The organism is Cystobacter fuscus (assembly GCF_002305875.1).
Lineage (GTDB): Bacteria > Myxococcota > Myxococcia > Myxococcales > Myxococcaceae > Cystobacter > Cystobacter fuscus_A.
The window spans coordinates 8,192,989-8,207,296 of the sequence record NZ_CP022098.1; the positions used below are offsets into that span (position 1 = coordinate 8,192,989).

The window sequence follows — 14,308 nt, forward strand, 5'->3', positions numbered from 1 at the left end:
GCCTTGCTCCTGATATGCAGAAGCATCGACTCTGGGGGGTCTATCATGAGGGTTTGTGGGATCGTTGCACTGCTCATGCTCGCAACAGGATGCGCCACAACGAGGGTTGTCAACCTCGATACCGGGCAGGGAGCGCCAATCGTTTACACTCCGGTCGATTCCGATCCGGTCGAGATAGGTGAAAAGGAGTTCAAGAACGCGGTCACGCAGCTCGTGCTCGACTTGAAGCTGAACGTCGCACTGAATGAGGCCGAAAAGGACGAAAGGCGTTCGTTGCTCGCTTCCGCAGAGGGGATTGTCGACGGCGCTCAGGGCCGCACGGTGCCCTCGTCCTACGAACGGATTTGCCAGCGGCAGAGTGAGCCCGATAGCTGCCTGAGCCTGATCTCTGCTGGGTTTACCCTGGGCGTAATGGAACGGCGGATGCTGGCTCTCTACTTCGCGCTCGACACCGTCTGGGAAGGTGTTGAGGAAGCAATAAAGGACCTGGCGAACCCCGCCGCTCTTCGTGCGATGGTTACATCAATGATTGGGACGGCGCTCGTCATGCTTGCCGCACCCGAGCCAATCACGAAATTCATTGCAATTGCGCTGACGGCATCCCTGATTGCGTATCTCGGCACTGGCCCTGTGTGGAACCTCAAGCAGGGATTCCTCCGTTTATGGGGCGAGTCAAGGGACGCGAAGAACATCCCCGAGCTAGAAGACGCGGGGCACCGTTTTGGGAAGATACTCGGCGGCAACGGTGCCCGCGTTCTGGTTGTCGTCGCGTTGGCAGCGCTCGGCGGAAAGAACGCCATGGCTGCGCAGGGGCCCAAGCTGCCGGGCGCCGCGCAAGCTGCAATGAGGGCGCAGGTCGAAGGCGGTTTTCAACTATCCGCCGCGTTCGGTGGCGAAGTGCAAGCAATTGCCGTCCCAGCGACCGGCGTGCTGAATATCACGCTTGCGCCGACTGCCGTTGCAGCGGTTGCCATGGGACCCGGGGACGGGATTCAGGGTGACGCCGAGGGACCCGTTCACCACATCTGTACGGACAAGAATGAGATTTCCGAAGCTTCGGGCGGCCCTTGGACGCCCACTTTTGAGAAGTTCTTTGATCAGGCAGGCATGAAGCTGAGCGACCGCGCGAACCTGGTTCGCATCAAAGGTCACCAAGGACCTCACCCGCGCGAGTACCATGAGGAAGTGCTTCGGCGACTTACTCAAGCCATGAAAGGATGCCGGGACGCCGCACAGTGTCGGGTCAAGTTGGTCAACGAGTTGGGTAAAATTGGGCGGGATCTCACAACGGCAGGAACCAAGTTGCGGAAACTCATCACGAAGGACACTGGGGCTTGAGACATGGTGAAGCGCTACTTTGACCTGAAGATCGACGTGTACGTGAAGGGACGTTGGTATCTCGGTGAGCCAATGGACCTCTCATGTCGACAGATTGAAGACATCTGGCAGTTCATTGATGGCAGGAGGTTGGCGGACCCGGGGCCGTTGCGCATCCCCATTTACAGGTCCGGGATACCGCTCGATATTGAGTTTGCTGGAGCAGGGCAGGCCCCCATCCTGAGCGAGCGGGCAGCTTCCGTGTTTCGCGAGCTGGCCCCCAACGACGTGCAGCTCTTCCCCGTGGAGGTCGAGGGCCAGACCAAGCCGTACCACCTTCTGAACGTGGCGCGCACCGTTCGCTGCATCGACGACGCGGCATGTGAAGAGGCACGGCTCTATACACCAGACGACGACATGCCTGACAAGATTGGGCAATACCACGTTGTGTCCGGCCTCCGCATCGACAAGTCGAAGGTTGGCGACGAGCGTGCGTTTCGGCTCTGGGGTTGGAGTTCGCCAATCATCGTTGATGAGGAGATCAAGGGAGCTCTGGAGCGAACCGGCATCATGGGCGGCCGGTTCGACGAGGTGTGATCAGGCAGGTCTTTGCTCGAAGGTCTACAGGTACGTCGCGGCCTGACGCAGGGCGAGCGCCGCCTGGCTGCCGTGCTCCACCTTCTCGTGCGACACGACGAGCCGCACGAGCCCGGGCAGCTCCGCGTAGCGCTCGAAGTCCGCCCGGAGCGCCTTGCGGTCCTTGACGAATACCAGCTTCGACAGCCGGGACACCCGCGGCCCGGGCGCCGAGCCCAGCACCGTGGTGAAGAGCCAGCCGAGGAAGTCCTTCTTGCGATCCATGTTGAAGAGCGCGTCGTTGAGCACCAGCGTCGTGCCGTCCCTCGAGCGCACGAGCATCGCCCCCTCCATGTCGTTCACGCCGTGCAGCATCTCGAACCGGACCACGTCGTCGGCCGCGAAGTCCTCGTAGGTGCCGTCCACGGGCACGGCCTCCTCGACCTTGGCGCGGCTGCCCTTGGGCGCGAAGACCCGCAGCGACGGGTAGCGCTTCTTGTAGGCGGGCGCGTCGAGCCGATGCAACCCGTTGGGGACGATGAGCACCGCGGGCGTCCCCAGGGCCTCGAGCTCCCGCTGCTCCTTGTCGCCCAGGGCGATGCCGTTGTGGATGACGAGCGAGCCGTCACCCCGACGCGCGACGGTCATGACGCGCTTGAGCGACATATTCGGCAAGCTGCCTTCCACGCGCCACAGGTTCTCGGCGAGCTGCTCGAGGGGACCGTGCGCTCGCACCCGCCATTCATCGGAAATCTTGGAAGCCATGTCGGCGACCCTAGGAAAAGCTGGTGACGGTTGTCACCACCCTGGTGAGCACGGTCACCGCTTCCGCCCTCCCCAGCCCTCCCTCCACCGCGCGCGAGCACCGGCGACCTCGTGCGCCCTCCCCCCCGCCGGGGTTGGCACGCCGGACGCAAGGAGCGCGCTCGGCGACTCACCACCAGAGGTCACGGGAATGCGGAAGAAAAAGCTGGGGGATCTGCTTCGGGAGAACGGGCTCGTGGACGAGCTGCAACTCCGGGCAGCCCTGGGCTACCACCACAAGTGGGGCGTTCCCCTGGGCCAGGTGGTGGTGGACATGGGCTTCTGCTCCGCGCACGAGGTGCTGGAGCTGCTCGCCTCCCAGGTGCAACTGCCCACGGTGGACCTGGACGCCGAGCTGTTGGATCCCCAGTTGGTGGACGTGTTGCCCGTGAGCGTGGCGGAGAGCTGCCGCGTCATCCCCCTGCGCCAGGAAGGCCCGCGTGACTCGGTGCTCGTGGTGGCCACCGCGGCCCCCGCGGATCCCCTCGCTCTGGACGAGGTGGCGCGGCGCACGGGCAAGGTGCGCGTGGTGACGCTGCTGGCCACCGATGCCGCCATCTCCCAGGCCATCGAGCGGCTCTACTACCCGCACCTGCTCGACGCGCGACGCCCGGTGGAGCCCATTCCCCTGCCCGAGGCAGACGAGAAGCTGCCCCTGGTGACGGAGCGCTCCGAGTGCTTGTCGATGGGGCAGATGCTCCAGCGCCAGGCCCAGGTGTCCGTCGAGGCTCCGGACGGGCTGCCGGTGATGCTGCCCCTGACACACGAGGCCCCCGAGGCCCAGCGCCTCACCGAGCCCGAGCTGCGCCGGGTGGATGTGCTCCCCATGACCCCGAGGGAGCTGCCGCCGGAGGTGTGGGTGTACGGCTGGGGCGTGAAGGCGACGCGGGGGCTGATGGCGCTGCTGGAGGAAGGCGGCCTGCGCGCCCGGGTGGGACGGACCGAGGACGTGCGCAAGGCGAGCGGGCGCGAGGTGGTGCTCGCGCCGCTGCAATCCGTGGAGAGCGTGAAGCGGCGGGGTATGCGGGCCCAGCTCGTCCTCGTGGGCCGCTCGCGCGACGAGGCGCGGGCCCGGGCCCTGGGCGCCCAGGACTTCCTGTCGGGCCCCTTGCGCTCGGAGCAGCTCCTGGACTCCGTGCGCGAGGGACTGCGCGCCGACCGCGAGGCCCCGCGCCAGGTGGGCTGAGACGCGGCCTACAAGCGCGGCTTCACGGGATCCAGACCGGGCTCCCAGGGGCTGGGATCCAACGGACCGGGATCGAACGGGCCGGGGTCCACCACCAGGAGGCACGACCACTTCGAGTTCCTGCAGGTGCAGGTCCCCGTGTTGGAGTCGCCGATGCAGCAGTTGCGCGTGCTGCCGGAGAGACACGCCTGCCCGTTGACGTTCGAGCACGAGTTGGCCAGGTTCGAGCAGATCGGCACGGGGATCAGCCGACAGGACGTGATGAAGCCGTCACACGTCACACTGACGCCATCCGAGGCGGAGCAGCTCGTCCCCTGACAGGAAATGGTGTTTCCTCTCGGACAGGTCGTCGAACAGGTGGCAAGGGCACTCTGGCTTTGCGCCAGGAGTTCCTCGCCGGTCTCCACTTCCGTTCCTCCACAGCCAGACACGATGGAAAGGACAAGCGTCGCGAGTACGAGCAGCGAGTGCTTCATGTTCGACTCCTGGGTTGGTGGGTTGGCTTGTCACCGTACAAACCTCACCTGGAGCCGTCAATTCCTCTCATCACCCTCCGTGAACTCCATCCTCTCCTCCTTCCAATCTGTTGCTCGCGAGGCAACAGGGCACGGCCAAGGACTGTCACAATTCCTCATCACCCACGCCGGCTGTTGTCCGTGGAGCTACAAGGCGCGGTATACAGGGCCCGCCACCCCTGCCCAGGAGAAGCCATGCACCACAGCCGACTCTGTGCCTTCGTCATCGACTGCAAGACCGACGACCTCGACGCGTCCACCTCGTTCTGGAGTCAGGCCCTCGGCAGAGCCGCCGAGCCGCCGGTGCCCGACAGCCCCACCTACCGCTCGGTGTCGGCGAAGCCCGAGGAGCCCATGCTCCTGCTCCAGCAGGTGGACCATCCGGGCCGCATCCACCTGGACATCGAGACGGACGACCTGGACGCGGAGGTCCAACGGCTCGAGGCGCTCGGGGCGAAGCGGGTGGCGTTCGTCAAGCGCTGGTGGGTCATGGAGGCGCCCTCGGGCCAGCGCTTCTGCGTCGTCCGCCCCCAGCGCGGCCCCCTGGACGCCACCAACGCCAACGTGTGGCCCTGAGCCGCGAGCCCTACAGCAGCCCGTCCAGGACGGCTCGCCAGAGCAGCTCGGCGATCGTCTCGTGGGCCCGCTCCGGGTTCACCAGGGGCAGCGACGGCGTGGGTGCCCTCAGCAGCCTGTCATCGAACACCACCTGGGGCGCCCGCTCGCGCACCCTGTCCACCAGGGCCTGGAGGCTGGCGAGGTGCGACCACCCCCGCCGCTCACCCAGGCCCGCGTAGTCCGTCTCCTGCGTGAACGACAGCCACAACCCCTCGCCATACCCCCACAGGAAATGGGCCATGGACTCCTTGCGCACCTCCACGGTCCGCGTCTTCTTGACGCCCCGGTGATCGTAGAGGACTTCTTCCTGCGTCTCCTCCGTGAAGGTGCTCCGCCGGCCGAGCACCAGCAGGCGCCACTCCCTCCACGCCACTTCCCCGCGCTCGCCCCGCTCCGCCTCCCACCGCAGCCCCGTCTCTCCCAGCAGGAAGCGGCGCACGAGCCGCGGGCTCGCGGAGAGCGAGGGCATCTCACATTCCACGGCCTTGAAGCCCTCGGCGCGCAGCGCGTCCCGGAGACTCCGCGCCTCCCGGGGAGGCAGTCGGGTCAGGATGACCGGGGGCGGCGCCGCCAGGCGCAGACGCAGATCGGCCAGGCCCAGCCGCGTCACCCGCTCCAGCCGCCGCAGGGACTCCTCGTCCTGGAGGGAGGGCACCTCGAGGAGCGCCACGAGCCCGGTACTGCCGGTGGGGTTGGCTCCCGTTGGCGCCGCCGGGCTCGCGGACGAGGGAACGGGCGTCTCGCGCGAGAGGCCCTCGGACACCCGGGCGCGCAGCGTGGCCAGCTCGCGCTGAGCCTCCTCCAACTGCCGCACGAGCGAATCCCGCTCCCGCGCATGGTGCGCCCTCAGCCGGGTCAGCGCCTCCTTCGATTGGCGCAGCTCACCCTGGACCCGCTCCAGCTCGTCTCGCAGCGCGCGGCTCTCGTCCATGGATGACGGACGTAGCAGGAAGGAGGCTCGCCGGAAAACCCCCCGGCGGCTACTCCTCCCCGGTGGCCTCGTGCAGCGTCCGCGTGAGCTTTCGCAGCGTGTCGCGCAGGCGCACGATCTCCCCGAGGGACAGCCGCGTCTTGCAGACGAGCTGGGGAAACAACTCCAGCGCCCGCTGCTCGAGCCGCTTTCCCTCGGGGGTGAGGAAGACCTCGACGACGCGCTCGTCCACACGGCTGCGCCGCCGCTCGACCAGCGCCCGGGACTCCAGGCGCTTGAGCAGCGGCGTGAGCGTCGCGGAGTCGAGGTAGAGCCGCTCGCCAAGCCTCGACACCCGGGCGCCATCCTCCTCCCAGAGCGCCATGAGGACGAGGTACTGCGGATAGGTGACGCCGAGTTCCTCGAGCAGGGGCTGGTACGCGCCCGTCATCGCGCGGGAGGCCGCGTGGAGCGCGAAACAGAGCTGATCATCGAGTCGAAGAACGTCGGTCATCGCCCTTCCAATCTATCCGCCGCTCAGGCCAGACGCAGGTCGACGGCGATGTTACCGCGCGTCGCGTTGGAGTACGGGCACACCTGGTGCGCGGCGTGCAGCAGCGCCTCGGCCTGGTCGCGCGGCAGTTCGGGAATGGAGGCGGTGAGCTCCACGGCCAGCCCGAAGCCCTGCCCCACCGAGCCAATCGTCACGTGGGCGGTGATGCTGACCGGGCCCGTGGTGATCTTCTTCGCGCGGGCCACGTGGCCGAGCGCGCTGCCGAAGCACGCGGCGTAGCCAGCGGCGAAGAGCTGCTCGGGGTTGGTGCCGTTGCCATTGCCGCCCAGGGCGCGCGGCGGGGCCAGGGCGACGTCCAGCAGACCATCGTCCGTCTTGGCGCGACCCTCACGGCCGGCGGTGGCGGTGGCAACGGCGGTGTACAGGCGCTTCTCGAGGGCAACGGGGGACTGGCTCATGTGTGTTCTCCTGTTCGGCTGCGGTGTGAGCAGAATCTATCCCAATCTGAATCGAATGCAACTGAATCGTGCACGATTCATTTCGGCCCCTCCGACCGATGCTTTGCAGCCAAAATACAAGACAGATACGAATTACCCTGATTCCTCCCAAATCCTCATTTACAAGAATAAAAGACATTGATAGAAGGCATGCCGCCTCGTTGTCCCCCGGAGCGACCCCATGTCTCGAAAGCTGTTCGCCTCGTTGGCGACCCTGACGCTCGTCGGTTGTGGCAGCACCTCCAACAATGTGACCTCTTCCGTGGAGCTCGACGCGGTCGAGGGCGCGGGCGCGGTAGCCCAGGCCCAGGCGGCCCTGAAGAGCCGCCAGCAGGAGGGCGAGGAGTTCGTGGCGCGCGGCGCCATCCTGGATGACAACGGGGACAGCCACGTCCGGTTCGACCGGCGCTTCCAGGGGCTGCGCGTGCTCGGCGGCGACTTCGTGTCGCACCAGAGCCAGAACGGCGCCCTGCGTGAGCTGACCCACGCCGGCCCGGAGAGCCTCCAGGGCCTGAGCGTGAAGCCCTCCCTGAGCGCCGAGCGCGCCACGCAGCTCGCCGAGCGCGCCTTCATCGGCAAGCGTGACGGGGGCTCGGCCTCCGCGGAGCTCGTCGTCTTCGCCCGGGGTGAGAAGCCGGTGGCCGCCTACGAGGTGGTGCTCGAGGGCGTCAAGGACGACGGGACGCCCAGCGAGCTGCACGTGGTGATCAACGCCCAGACGGGCGCGGTGCTCGAGACCGCGGACGCGATCGAGACCGCCGCCACCACCAGCACGGGCAACTCGCTCTACCTGGGCGCGGTGTCCATCGCCACCAACAGCATCTCGACGGGTTATGAGATGAGGGATCCGTCGCGCGGCAACGGCTTCTACACCCTCAACCTGGCCAACGGCACGAGCGGCGGAAGCGTCTTCACCAGCACCACCAGCAGCTTCGGCAACGGCACCACGTCGAACGCGGCGTCGGCGGGCGTGGACGCCCACTACGGCATCCAGAAGACGTACGACTATTTCAAGAACATCCACGGCCGCAACGGCATCGATGGCGCGGGAGGCACGGGCTACAACCGCGTGCACTACAGCAGCCGCTACAACAACGCCTTCTGGTCCGACAGCTGCTTCTGCATGACGTACGGCGATGGCGACGGCACGACCTTCACCCCGCTGACGGCGATCGACGTGGCGGGCCACGAGATGACCCACGGCGTGACGAGCCGCACCGCGCGCCTCGTCTACTCGGGTGAGTCCGGCGGCCTCAACGAGGCGACCAGCGACATCTTCGGCTCCATGGTGGAGTACTACGCCGCCAACGCCAGCGACCCGGGCGACTACCTCATCGGCGAGAAGATCTACACGCCGGGCACCTCCGGCGACGCGCTGCGCTACATGGCCAACCCCTCCAAGGACGGCAAGTCGGCCAACTGCTGGTCCAGCTCCGTGGGCTCGCTGGACGTGCACTACTCCAGCGGCGTGGCCAACCACTTCTTCTACCTGCTGGCCGAGGGCTCCACGGGCAGCACCACCTGCAACGGCTCCACGCTCTCCGGCATCGGCCGCTCCGCCGCGGAGAAGATCTGGTACCGCGCGCTCACCGTGTACATGACCTCGAGCACCAAGTACGCCGGCGCCCGCACCGCCACGCTCAGCGCCGCCAAGGATCTCTTCGGCTCGGGCAGCACCCAGTACAACGCCGTGGCCGCCGCCTGGACCGCCGTCAGCGTGAACTGATTCCAGTCCAGTCTGGTTGAAGCGGGCCGGTTTCCCTGGCGGGGGGAACCGGCCCGTCCCTTTTGTTCCGCCTCTCCTCTCCCGCCTCTACCCGCCCGCGAAGGGCTGCTCGATGTACCGGGCCACGAGGGCCCGCGTCCGGGGCAGAGGCAGGTGCTCGAAGGGGCGTCCCGCCTGACGCGCCAGGTGCGCCGCCAGGTAGTCCTCGACGTCGGCGGTACCGCCGTGCAGCCAGGCGGTGAGCAGGGCCCCGAGCGCCTCGGGCGTTCCCCACCGGAACAGCGCCCAGGCGGCTTCGTCCGCTCCGGGCCACAGCTTCTTCTCCCACGTCTCGTCCCGCAGCCCCCGCTCCAGCAGCTCCACGTGCCCCGGGGCGTCCAGCGCTCCGAGCCAGCGCAACGCCTCGGCCCGCAGCCACGGCTCGTCGGATTCCCGCGCGGTGCGCCTCAACAGCTCGCCCCCTTCCGCGCGCCCCCACCGCAAGAGCCCCGCCGCCGCGCGCACACGCACCAGCGGATGCGCTGCATAGAGCAGGGCCTCGAGCCGCTCGAGCCACGCCGGACCGGCTTCGTCCAGGGCGAGCAACCCCTCGAGGGCGAAGCACGCCGCCGCGTCATCCGTCCCCGCCAGCGCCGCGAGGAAGAGCGGACGGTCCCCGGGTTCGGCCGAGCCCGCCGCCTCCCGCAGCACGGTGCACACCAGGGGCAGGTTCTCGGGCCACTTCCACGCGGCCAGGGCCCAGCGCACCGCCGTGGCCCGCTCCCGCTGGAAGAGCTGCCGCAGCAACTCCCTCCGGAGATCGAGCGCCACGCCGAAGTCGCACAGGTAGCGCAGCCGCAACGCACGGGCCTCGGGCCACTCCGCCAGCACCTCGAGGGCGCACGGGTAGTCCTCCGGGGCCGGCATGAGTCCATAGGCGACGTTCAGCGAGAGGCTCTGGGCATGCAGCACCTCTTCCAGGCGCCGCAGCAGCCCCTCCCGCCCGAGGCAGACCAGGAGCGTGGGCAGGGGCAGACGCAAGGCCTTCGCCGCCTGGTGCAGGGCCTCGGGGTCCGCACTCAACAACTGGTGCAGGGCTTCCCGGGGCATGGGCCCCTCGGTGGGCAGGTTCCGCGACTCCCGGGCGAGCAGCGCCCATGACTCCGGCCGCGTCCAGGTGGCCGCCGCGACCTGGAGGTTGCGCTCCGGGCCTCCCGGCTCCCGCTCCAGGGCCCGCCGATCTTCCTCACACCAGCGCGTGTACAGCCACGTCAGGACGGGCGCGGGCAGCGGTTCTCCCTCACGCCGCGACTGGATGAGGAGGTCCGCGCGCTCCCAGGGCGACCACCGGCGCAGGCTCGCCTCCACCCAGGGGATGTCCTCCTCCGCCCGCACGAGGCGCAGGCACCGGTACGCCTCCAGGACTGGGGCGTCCTCCTGGGATGGAGAGAGCGCGCTGGCACCCAGGAGCGTGGAAAGCTCGGCGCCCGACAGCCGCAGTCCCAGGTGGAGACCCAGTCCGAGCGCCCAGGAGCGCACGGTGAAGTGTTCCTGGGGATCGAGCAGGAGCACCCGCACGCGGGGAAGCTCGTCCTCGCCGCCGAACAGGCGCAACAGCCGGAGTACGCGGACCCGGGCGCCGAAGTCCCCCGCGGGCAGTGAGTCCAGGAAGGTCAACAGTTGCGCGCGGATGCCCGAGCGCGAGGACCAGACGAATCGGGGAGAGGTAGACACGAGCGCTCGGGAATCTAGGCTCGCCGACACTCGTGCTCCACTGAGGAGTGCGCGACGCCGTCCTGGAGAATCCCGCATGAACCCTCGACACCTCAGCCGAGCAGAGTTTCTCTCCCTCACGAGCCTGCTGGCGGGCTCCTCCCTCCTGCCACGTCCGGCGAATGCCGCTCCCAAGTCCTCCGGGAAGACCGCCCCGAGTCCCGCCACTCCGAAGCCCGGGCCAATGGGACCCGTGCCCGTGCAAGGCGACCACTTGAGGCGAAGCTGCCGCGCCGCGTTCACGTTGAGTTCCACCGCGGACGCGGGCACCGAGTTGATCCGCCTGGGTGAGTGGATTCGCGACCAGGGCCTCCAGTCAGACGTGTACGGCAACAGCGAGTTCATCCAGTCCTTCGAGCGCCGCGTCGCGGAACGGCTCGGCTTCGAGGACGGGTGTTTCATGCCGACCGGCACCATGGGCCAGCTCATCGCGCTGCGCATCTACGCGGACGAGGGAGGCACGCGGACCGTGGGCCTCCACCCGTCCTCCCACCACGTGCTGCACGAGGACGACAGCCACACCGTGCTCCACGGACTCCAGCCCGTCCTCCTCTGTCCCTGGTCCCGACCCGTGCTCGCCGGTGACGTGCGCAACGCTCGCGAGCGCCTGGGCATGGTCAGTGTCGAGATGCCCGTGCGCTGGCTGGGCGGGCAGTTGCCCACGTGGGAGCAGCTCGAGGAGCTCAAGCACACGTGCCGCGAGCGCGGGGTGAAGCTGCACATGGACGGCGCCCGGTTGTGGGAAAGCCAGCCCTTCTATGGCCGCTCGTACGCGGACATCTGCCGGGGCTTCGACTCCGTCTATGTCTCCTTCTACAAGATGGTGGGCGCCCTGGGCGGGGCCATGGTGGTGGGAGGAAAGGATTTCATCCGCACGGCCCGGATGTGGAGACACCGGCACGGGGGAAACATCTTCCAGATGCTGCCCTACGTCTCCTCCGCGGCCATGCGCCTGGACGACGTCCTGGGCCGCATTCCCGCCTACGTCCAGCGCGCGAAGTCCCTCACCGAGGCCCTCGCCGCCGACTCCCGCCTCGTGGTGCTCCCCAGGCCCGTGCAGACGAACCTGTTCCGGGTCTTCCTGCGCGGGGATCCCGCCGCGTTCTCGCGCCAGAGGGATCGCATCGCGCAAGAGGACTCCATCTGGCTGACGAACGGCTTCAGCCCGACGCGCGTCCCGGGAGTCGTCGAGACGGAATTGCAGGTGGGTGAAGGGCTCGCGGGTCTCGATGACGCGCAGGCCGTGCGCGCCCTCCTCCGGCTGCTCGAACCCGCGTGACCCGGACAACATCGGGCGAAATCAATCACGAAGGGCCTTATGTCCCCCCACGTGTCCGGGTCATACTCCGCCGGGGCCGATCCCCAGAAGGAGCACTCGATGAGATCCTTGAAGAGCGTCTGCATGTTGCTGTGCATGGCCGTTGCCTCCGCATGTGGTGGAGAGCTTCCCGAGGACGTCAACACGGGCGAGGGGGAGGCCACCCCCATGACGGAGGCAGTCTCAAACGACACCTCCGCCCAAGGGCTTCTCATTCCCCCGGGCTGTGGGTCCTTCAAACAGCGCTGCTGTGCGGACAATGTCTGTTACAACGGACTGGAGTGTGACCCTTCGTCGAAGACCTGTCTCTACTGAGACACGGCGGGCGTCAGCCAATAGCGCCGACGCTGGAAGGGATAGGTGGGAAGCGCGATCCGGCGCCGCGCATGGGGCGCGTCGAAGGCCGCCCAATCCACTTCCACGCCCCGGACGTACAAGGCGCCGAGTGTCTCCAACACCTGGCTCCACTCCGCGCCGTCCGCGCGTCCCAGATCCAATCGCACACCCGCGTCACGTGCCCGCGTGACCCGGGGCAGCACGGCCGAGGCCCAATCCACGGCGGGACCCACCACCCCCGCCGCGCGTCTCAGTCCCGCTTCGAGCCCGAGCACCCCCGCCTCCACCGCCGCGACCCACTCCCCTACCCCCTCACCCGCTACCCCCGTGGGCCGCACACCCCACGCCCGCCACATCCGTGCCAGCGCCCACTGCCGCGCGAACACCGCGATCCGCTCCTGGGACGCGTCCTTCCACCGCCCGGCCCCATCCCCATACATCAGCCCCACCAAGGGCTCTCCGAGCAAGTCCTTCACGGCCGCCGCACAGGCCTCCAGCCCTTCTCGGAACGCCGGTTGGGTGTCGTACAGCTCCCGGCCTCCAGCCGCTCCCCCGTCCCCGCCAAAGACAAACGTCACGTCCGGCGCCAGCGCGCCCGGAGCCACCTTGCTCCCCCCTCGCGCTTCCAGCAGCCGCTCGCGTACCTGCCGCGCATCGCGCCCCACCACCGCCAGCCGGTGCTCGAAGTGCGTCCGCCCCACCGCCGCCGAGAAACACACGTCCCCCAGAGACTCAGTGCTCGTCTCCAGGAACCGGGCGTAACGCTCCACCTGCGCCCGCAGCGCCTCCTCGCTCCGGGCCGACAACACCAGCACGTGCCCGGGCCGCTCCGGGCGCCGCTCGGGCTCCACCCGCGGAGGAGGCTCCGCCAGCACCACGTGCGCCAGCGTCCCCGTCCGCCCGTAGGACGTCACTCCCGCGATGCGCGCCCCCTGTGTGGGCGCCCACGCCGTCAGCTCCCCGGGCACCTTCACCGCCATGCTCGCCCAGTCGATGCGGGGGTTGGGCGTCTTCAGGTGCAGGTGCGCCGGCAACTGGCCATGCCTCATCGCCAGCACCACCTTCATCATCCCCACCACCCCGGAGGCCGCTTCCGGATAGCCCACGTTCGTCTTCACCGAGCCCATCCACAGCGACTCGCCCCCCTGGCGCCCCTCCTTCAACACCGACCACATCGCCTCGGCCTCGATGGGATCTCCCATCGCCGTCCCCGTGCCGTGTGCCTCCAGATAGCTCACCTCGGCCGGGGCAACTCCCGCGCTCTGGAGCGCCTGCCGGATGACTCCCTGCTGCGCCACCCCATTGGGCACCGAGAAAGCGCTGCTCGGTCCGTCATGTCCCACCGCCGAGCCCCGGATGATCGCCAGGATGTTGGCGCCACGCGCTCGCGCGTCCGACAACCGCTCCAGCGCCAGCACCCCGCACGCCTCCGCCCGGCCAAAGCCATCCGCCGACGCGTCGAAACTCTTGCACCGCCCGTCCGGCGAGAGCGCTCCGCTGCTCGAAAGATAGACACTCACCTCCGGCGAGAGCAGCAGGTTCACCCCTCCCGCCAGCGCCACGTTGCACTCCCCGTTGCGCAGGCTCTGACAGGCCAGGTGCACCGCCACCAGTGACGAGGAACAGGCCGTGTCCACCACGAGGCTCGGTCCCTGGAAGCCCCACAGATAGGACAGCCGCCCGGAGATCGCGCAGTTGGCGCGTGCCCCCATGAAGGTGGGATCAATGCCCGCGAGCCCCTCCTGATCCAACACCCGCTGCCCGTAGTCGTTGTTCATCACCCCCACGAACACACCCACCCGCTCGCGCCTCGCACGATCCACCGCGTGCCCCGCCCGCTCCAATGCCTCCCACGCCACCTCCAACACCAGACGTTGCTGCGGATCCATCCGCTCCGCCTCACGCTCCGAGATGCCGAAGAACCGGGCGTCGAACCGGTCCACGTCCTTCAGGAAGCCCCCCCGCCTCGTGCCGATCTTCCCCGGCTCCGTGCCGAACAGGGCCTCCGCGTCCCACCGGTCCGGAGGCACATCGCTCGTGGCGTCCACCCCCCGCACCATCAACTCCCAGAAGTCCTCCGGCCCCTCCACCCCTCCCGGCAGCCGGCAGCCCATGCCGACGATGGCGATGGGCTCCCGACGCGCCGCCTCCGCCTGCTCCAGCCGCGCCTCCAGCTTGCGAATCTTCACCAACTGCTGCTGGAGCAACTGCCGGTAATTGATTTCCTCGGACATGACGG

At 68.3% G+C, this 14,308-nt stretch carries 13 protein-coding genes; 6 read left to right on the forward strand and 7 right to left on the reverse strand.

Going from position 1 to position 14,308, the window contains the following annotated elements:
- Positions 1–45 precede the first annotated feature (45 nt).
- Both CYFUS_RS32995 and CYFUS_RS33000 read left to right on the forward strand, forming a co-directional pair.
- Positions 46–1,338 carry an AHH domain-containing protein gene (locus tag CYFUS_RS32995; RefSeq protein WP_095992378.1) on the forward strand — a complete coding sequence of 431 codons (1,293 nt, stop codon included), beginning with the start codon at positions 46–48 and terminating at the stop codon, positions 1,336–1,338.
- A 3-nt stretch (positions 1,339–1,341) separates the two neighbouring features.
- Positions 1,342–1,914 (forward strand): imm11 family protein, encoded by a 573-nt coding sequence (locus CYFUS_RS33000; RefSeq protein WP_095988838.1) that lies wholly within the window; start codon positions 1,342–1,344, stop codon positions 1,912–1,914.
- Positions 1,915–1,938: 24 nt separating this feature from the next.
- Here the strand turns inward: CYFUS_RS33000 and CYFUS_RS33005 are convergent, their stop codons facing one another.
- Positions 1,939–2,658 carry a hypothetical protein gene (locus tag CYFUS_RS33005; RefSeq protein WP_095988839.1) on the reverse strand — a complete coding sequence of 240 codons (720 nt, stop codon included), beginning with the start codon at positions 2,656–2,658 and terminating at the stop codon, positions 1,939–1,941.
- A 190-nt stretch (positions 2,659–2,848) separates the two neighbouring features.
- On the opposite strand from CYFUS_RS33005, the gene CYFUS_RS33010 reads away from it, so the two are divergent.
- Positions 2,849–3,883, forward strand: a complete 1,035-nt coding sequence (locus tag CYFUS_RS33010) for an ATPase (RefSeq protein ID WP_095988840.1) — start codon at positions 2,849–2,851, stop codon at positions 3,881–3,883.
- Positions 3,884–3,891: 8 nt separating this feature from the next.
- Here CYFUS_RS33010 and CYFUS_RS51115 read toward each other — a convergent pair whose 3' ends face one another.
- Positions 3,892–4,359: a hypothetical protein gene (locus CYFUS_RS51115; RefSeq protein ID WP_157758800.1), complete on the reverse strand. Its 468-nt coding sequence runs from the start codon at positions 4,357–4,359 to the stop codon at positions 3,892–3,894.
- 234 nt (positions 4,360–4,593) lie between these two features.
- Here CYFUS_RS51115 and CYFUS_RS33020 point away from each other — a divergent pair, with 234 nt between their 5' ends.
- Positions 4,594–4,974 carry a VOC family protein gene (locus CYFUS_RS33020; RefSeq protein WP_095988842.1) on the forward strand — a complete coding sequence of 127 codons (381 nt, stop codon included), beginning with the start codon at positions 4,594–4,596 and terminating at the stop codon, positions 4,972–4,974.
- 10 nt (positions 4,975–4,984) lie between these two features.
- On the opposite strand, the gene CYFUS_RS33025 is transcribed toward CYFUS_RS33020, so the two are convergent.
- Genes CYFUS_RS33025 through CYFUS_RS33035 form a run of 3 tightly spaced genes read right to left on the reverse strand, consistent with a single transcriptional unit; the run spans position 4,985 to position 6,898 of the window.
- Entirely contained in the window at positions 4,985–5,947 is a 963-nt protein-coding gene (locus CYFUS_RS33025; protein WP_095988843.1) for a hypothetical protein, read from the reverse strand.
- A gap of 49 nt (positions 5,948–5,996) precedes the next feature.
- Complete coding sequence (locus tag CYFUS_RS33030; protein WP_095988844.1) at positions 5,997–6,440, reverse strand: MarR family winged helix-turn-helix transcriptional regulator; 444 nt, start codon at positions 6,438–6,440, stop codon at positions 5,997–5,999.
- Between the two features lie 23 nt (positions 6,441–6,463).
- Positions 6,464–6,898 (reverse strand): organic hydroperoxide resistance protein, encoded by a 435-nt coding sequence (locus tag CYFUS_RS33035; protein WP_095988845.1) that lies wholly within the window; start codon positions 6,896–6,898, stop codon positions 6,464–6,466.
- Positions 6,899–7,118: 220 nt separating this feature from the next.
- Here CYFUS_RS33035 and CYFUS_RS33040 point away from each other — a divergent pair, with 220 nt between their 5' ends.
- The gene (locus CYFUS_RS33040; protein WP_095988846.1) at positions 7,119–8,663 is read left to right on the forward strand and encodes a M4 family metallopeptidase; all 1,545 of its coding nucleotides are present in this window, start codon (positions 7,119–7,121) and stop codon (positions 8,661–8,663) included.
- Positions 8,664–8,750: 87 nt separating this feature from the next.
- On the opposite strand, the gene CYFUS_RS33045 is transcribed toward CYFUS_RS33040, so the two are convergent.
- Positions 8,751–10,376, reverse strand: a complete 1,626-nt coding sequence (locus CYFUS_RS33045; RefSeq protein ID WP_095988847.1) for a HEAT repeat domain-containing protein — start codon at positions 10,374–10,376, stop codon at positions 8,751–8,753.
- A gap of 253 nt (positions 10,377–10,629) precedes the next feature.
- On the opposite strand from CYFUS_RS33045, the gene CYFUS_RS33050 reads away from it, so the two are divergent.
- Positions 10,630–11,694, forward strand: coding sequence for a threonine aldolase family protein (locus tag CYFUS_RS33050; protein WP_332468305.1), 1,065 nt, complete (start codon positions 10,630–10,632; stop codon positions 11,692–11,694).
- Positions 11,695–12,041: 347 nt separating this feature from the next.
- Here the strand turns inward: CYFUS_RS33050 and CYFUS_RS33060 are convergent, their stop codons facing one another.
- The gene (locus CYFUS_RS33060; RefSeq protein ID WP_095988850.1) at positions 12,042–14,303 is read right to left on the reverse strand and encodes a type I polyketide synthase; all 2,262 of its coding nucleotides are present in this window, start codon (positions 14,301–14,303) and stop codon (positions 12,042–12,044) included.
- Positions 14,304–14,308: the final 5 nt, after the last annotated feature.

What these genes read in the sequence shown, in the direction of transcription:
- CYFUS_RS33020 (WP_095988842.1), top strand. Translation starts at nt 4,594, where the DNA reads ATGCACCACAGCCGACTCTGTGCCTTCGTCATCGACTGCAAGACCGAC.
- CYFUS_RS33000 (WP_095988838.1), top strand. Translation starts at nt 1,342, where the DNA reads ATGGTGAAGCGCTACTTTGACCTGAAGATCGACGTGTACGTGAAGGGA.
- CYFUS_RS33035 (WP_095988845.1), bottom strand. Translation starts at nt 6,898, where the DNA reads ATGAGCCAGTCCCCCGTTGCCCTCGAGAAGCGCCTGTACACCGCCGTT.
- CYFUS_RS33025 (WP_095988843.1), bottom strand. Translation starts at nt 5,947, where the DNA reads ATGGACGAGAGCCGCGCGCTGCGAGACGAGCTGGAGCGGGTCCAGGGT.
- CYFUS_RS32995 (WP_095992378.1), top strand. Translation starts at nt 46, where the DNA reads ATGAGGGTTTGTGGGATCGTTGCACTGCTCATGCTCGCAACAGGATGC.
- CYFUS_RS33005 (WP_095988839.1), bottom strand. Translation starts at nt 2,658, where the DNA reads ATGGCTTCCAAGATTTCCGATGAATGGCGGGTGCGAGCGCACGGTCCC.
- CYFUS_RS51115 (WP_157758800.1), bottom strand. Translation starts at nt 4,359, where the DNA reads ATGAAGCACTCGCTGCTCGTACTCGCGACGCTTGTCCTTTCCATCGTG.
- CYFUS_RS33010 (WP_095988840.1), top strand. Translation starts at nt 2,849, where the DNA reads ATGCGGAAGAAAAAGCTGGGGGATCTGCTTCGGGAGAACGGGCTCGTG.
- CYFUS_RS33040 (WP_095988846.1), top strand. Translation starts at nt 7,119, where the DNA reads ATGTCTCGAAAGCTGTTCGCCTCGTTGGCGACCCTGACGCTCGTCGGT.
- CYFUS_RS33030 (WP_095988844.1), bottom strand. Translation starts at nt 6,440, where the DNA reads ATGACCGACGTTCTTCGACTCGATGATCAGCTCTGTTTCGCGCTCCAC.
- CYFUS_RS33060 (WP_095988850.1), bottom strand. Translation starts at nt 14,303, where the DNA reads ATGTCCGAGGAAATCAATTACCGGCAGTTGCTCCAGCAGCAGTTGGTG.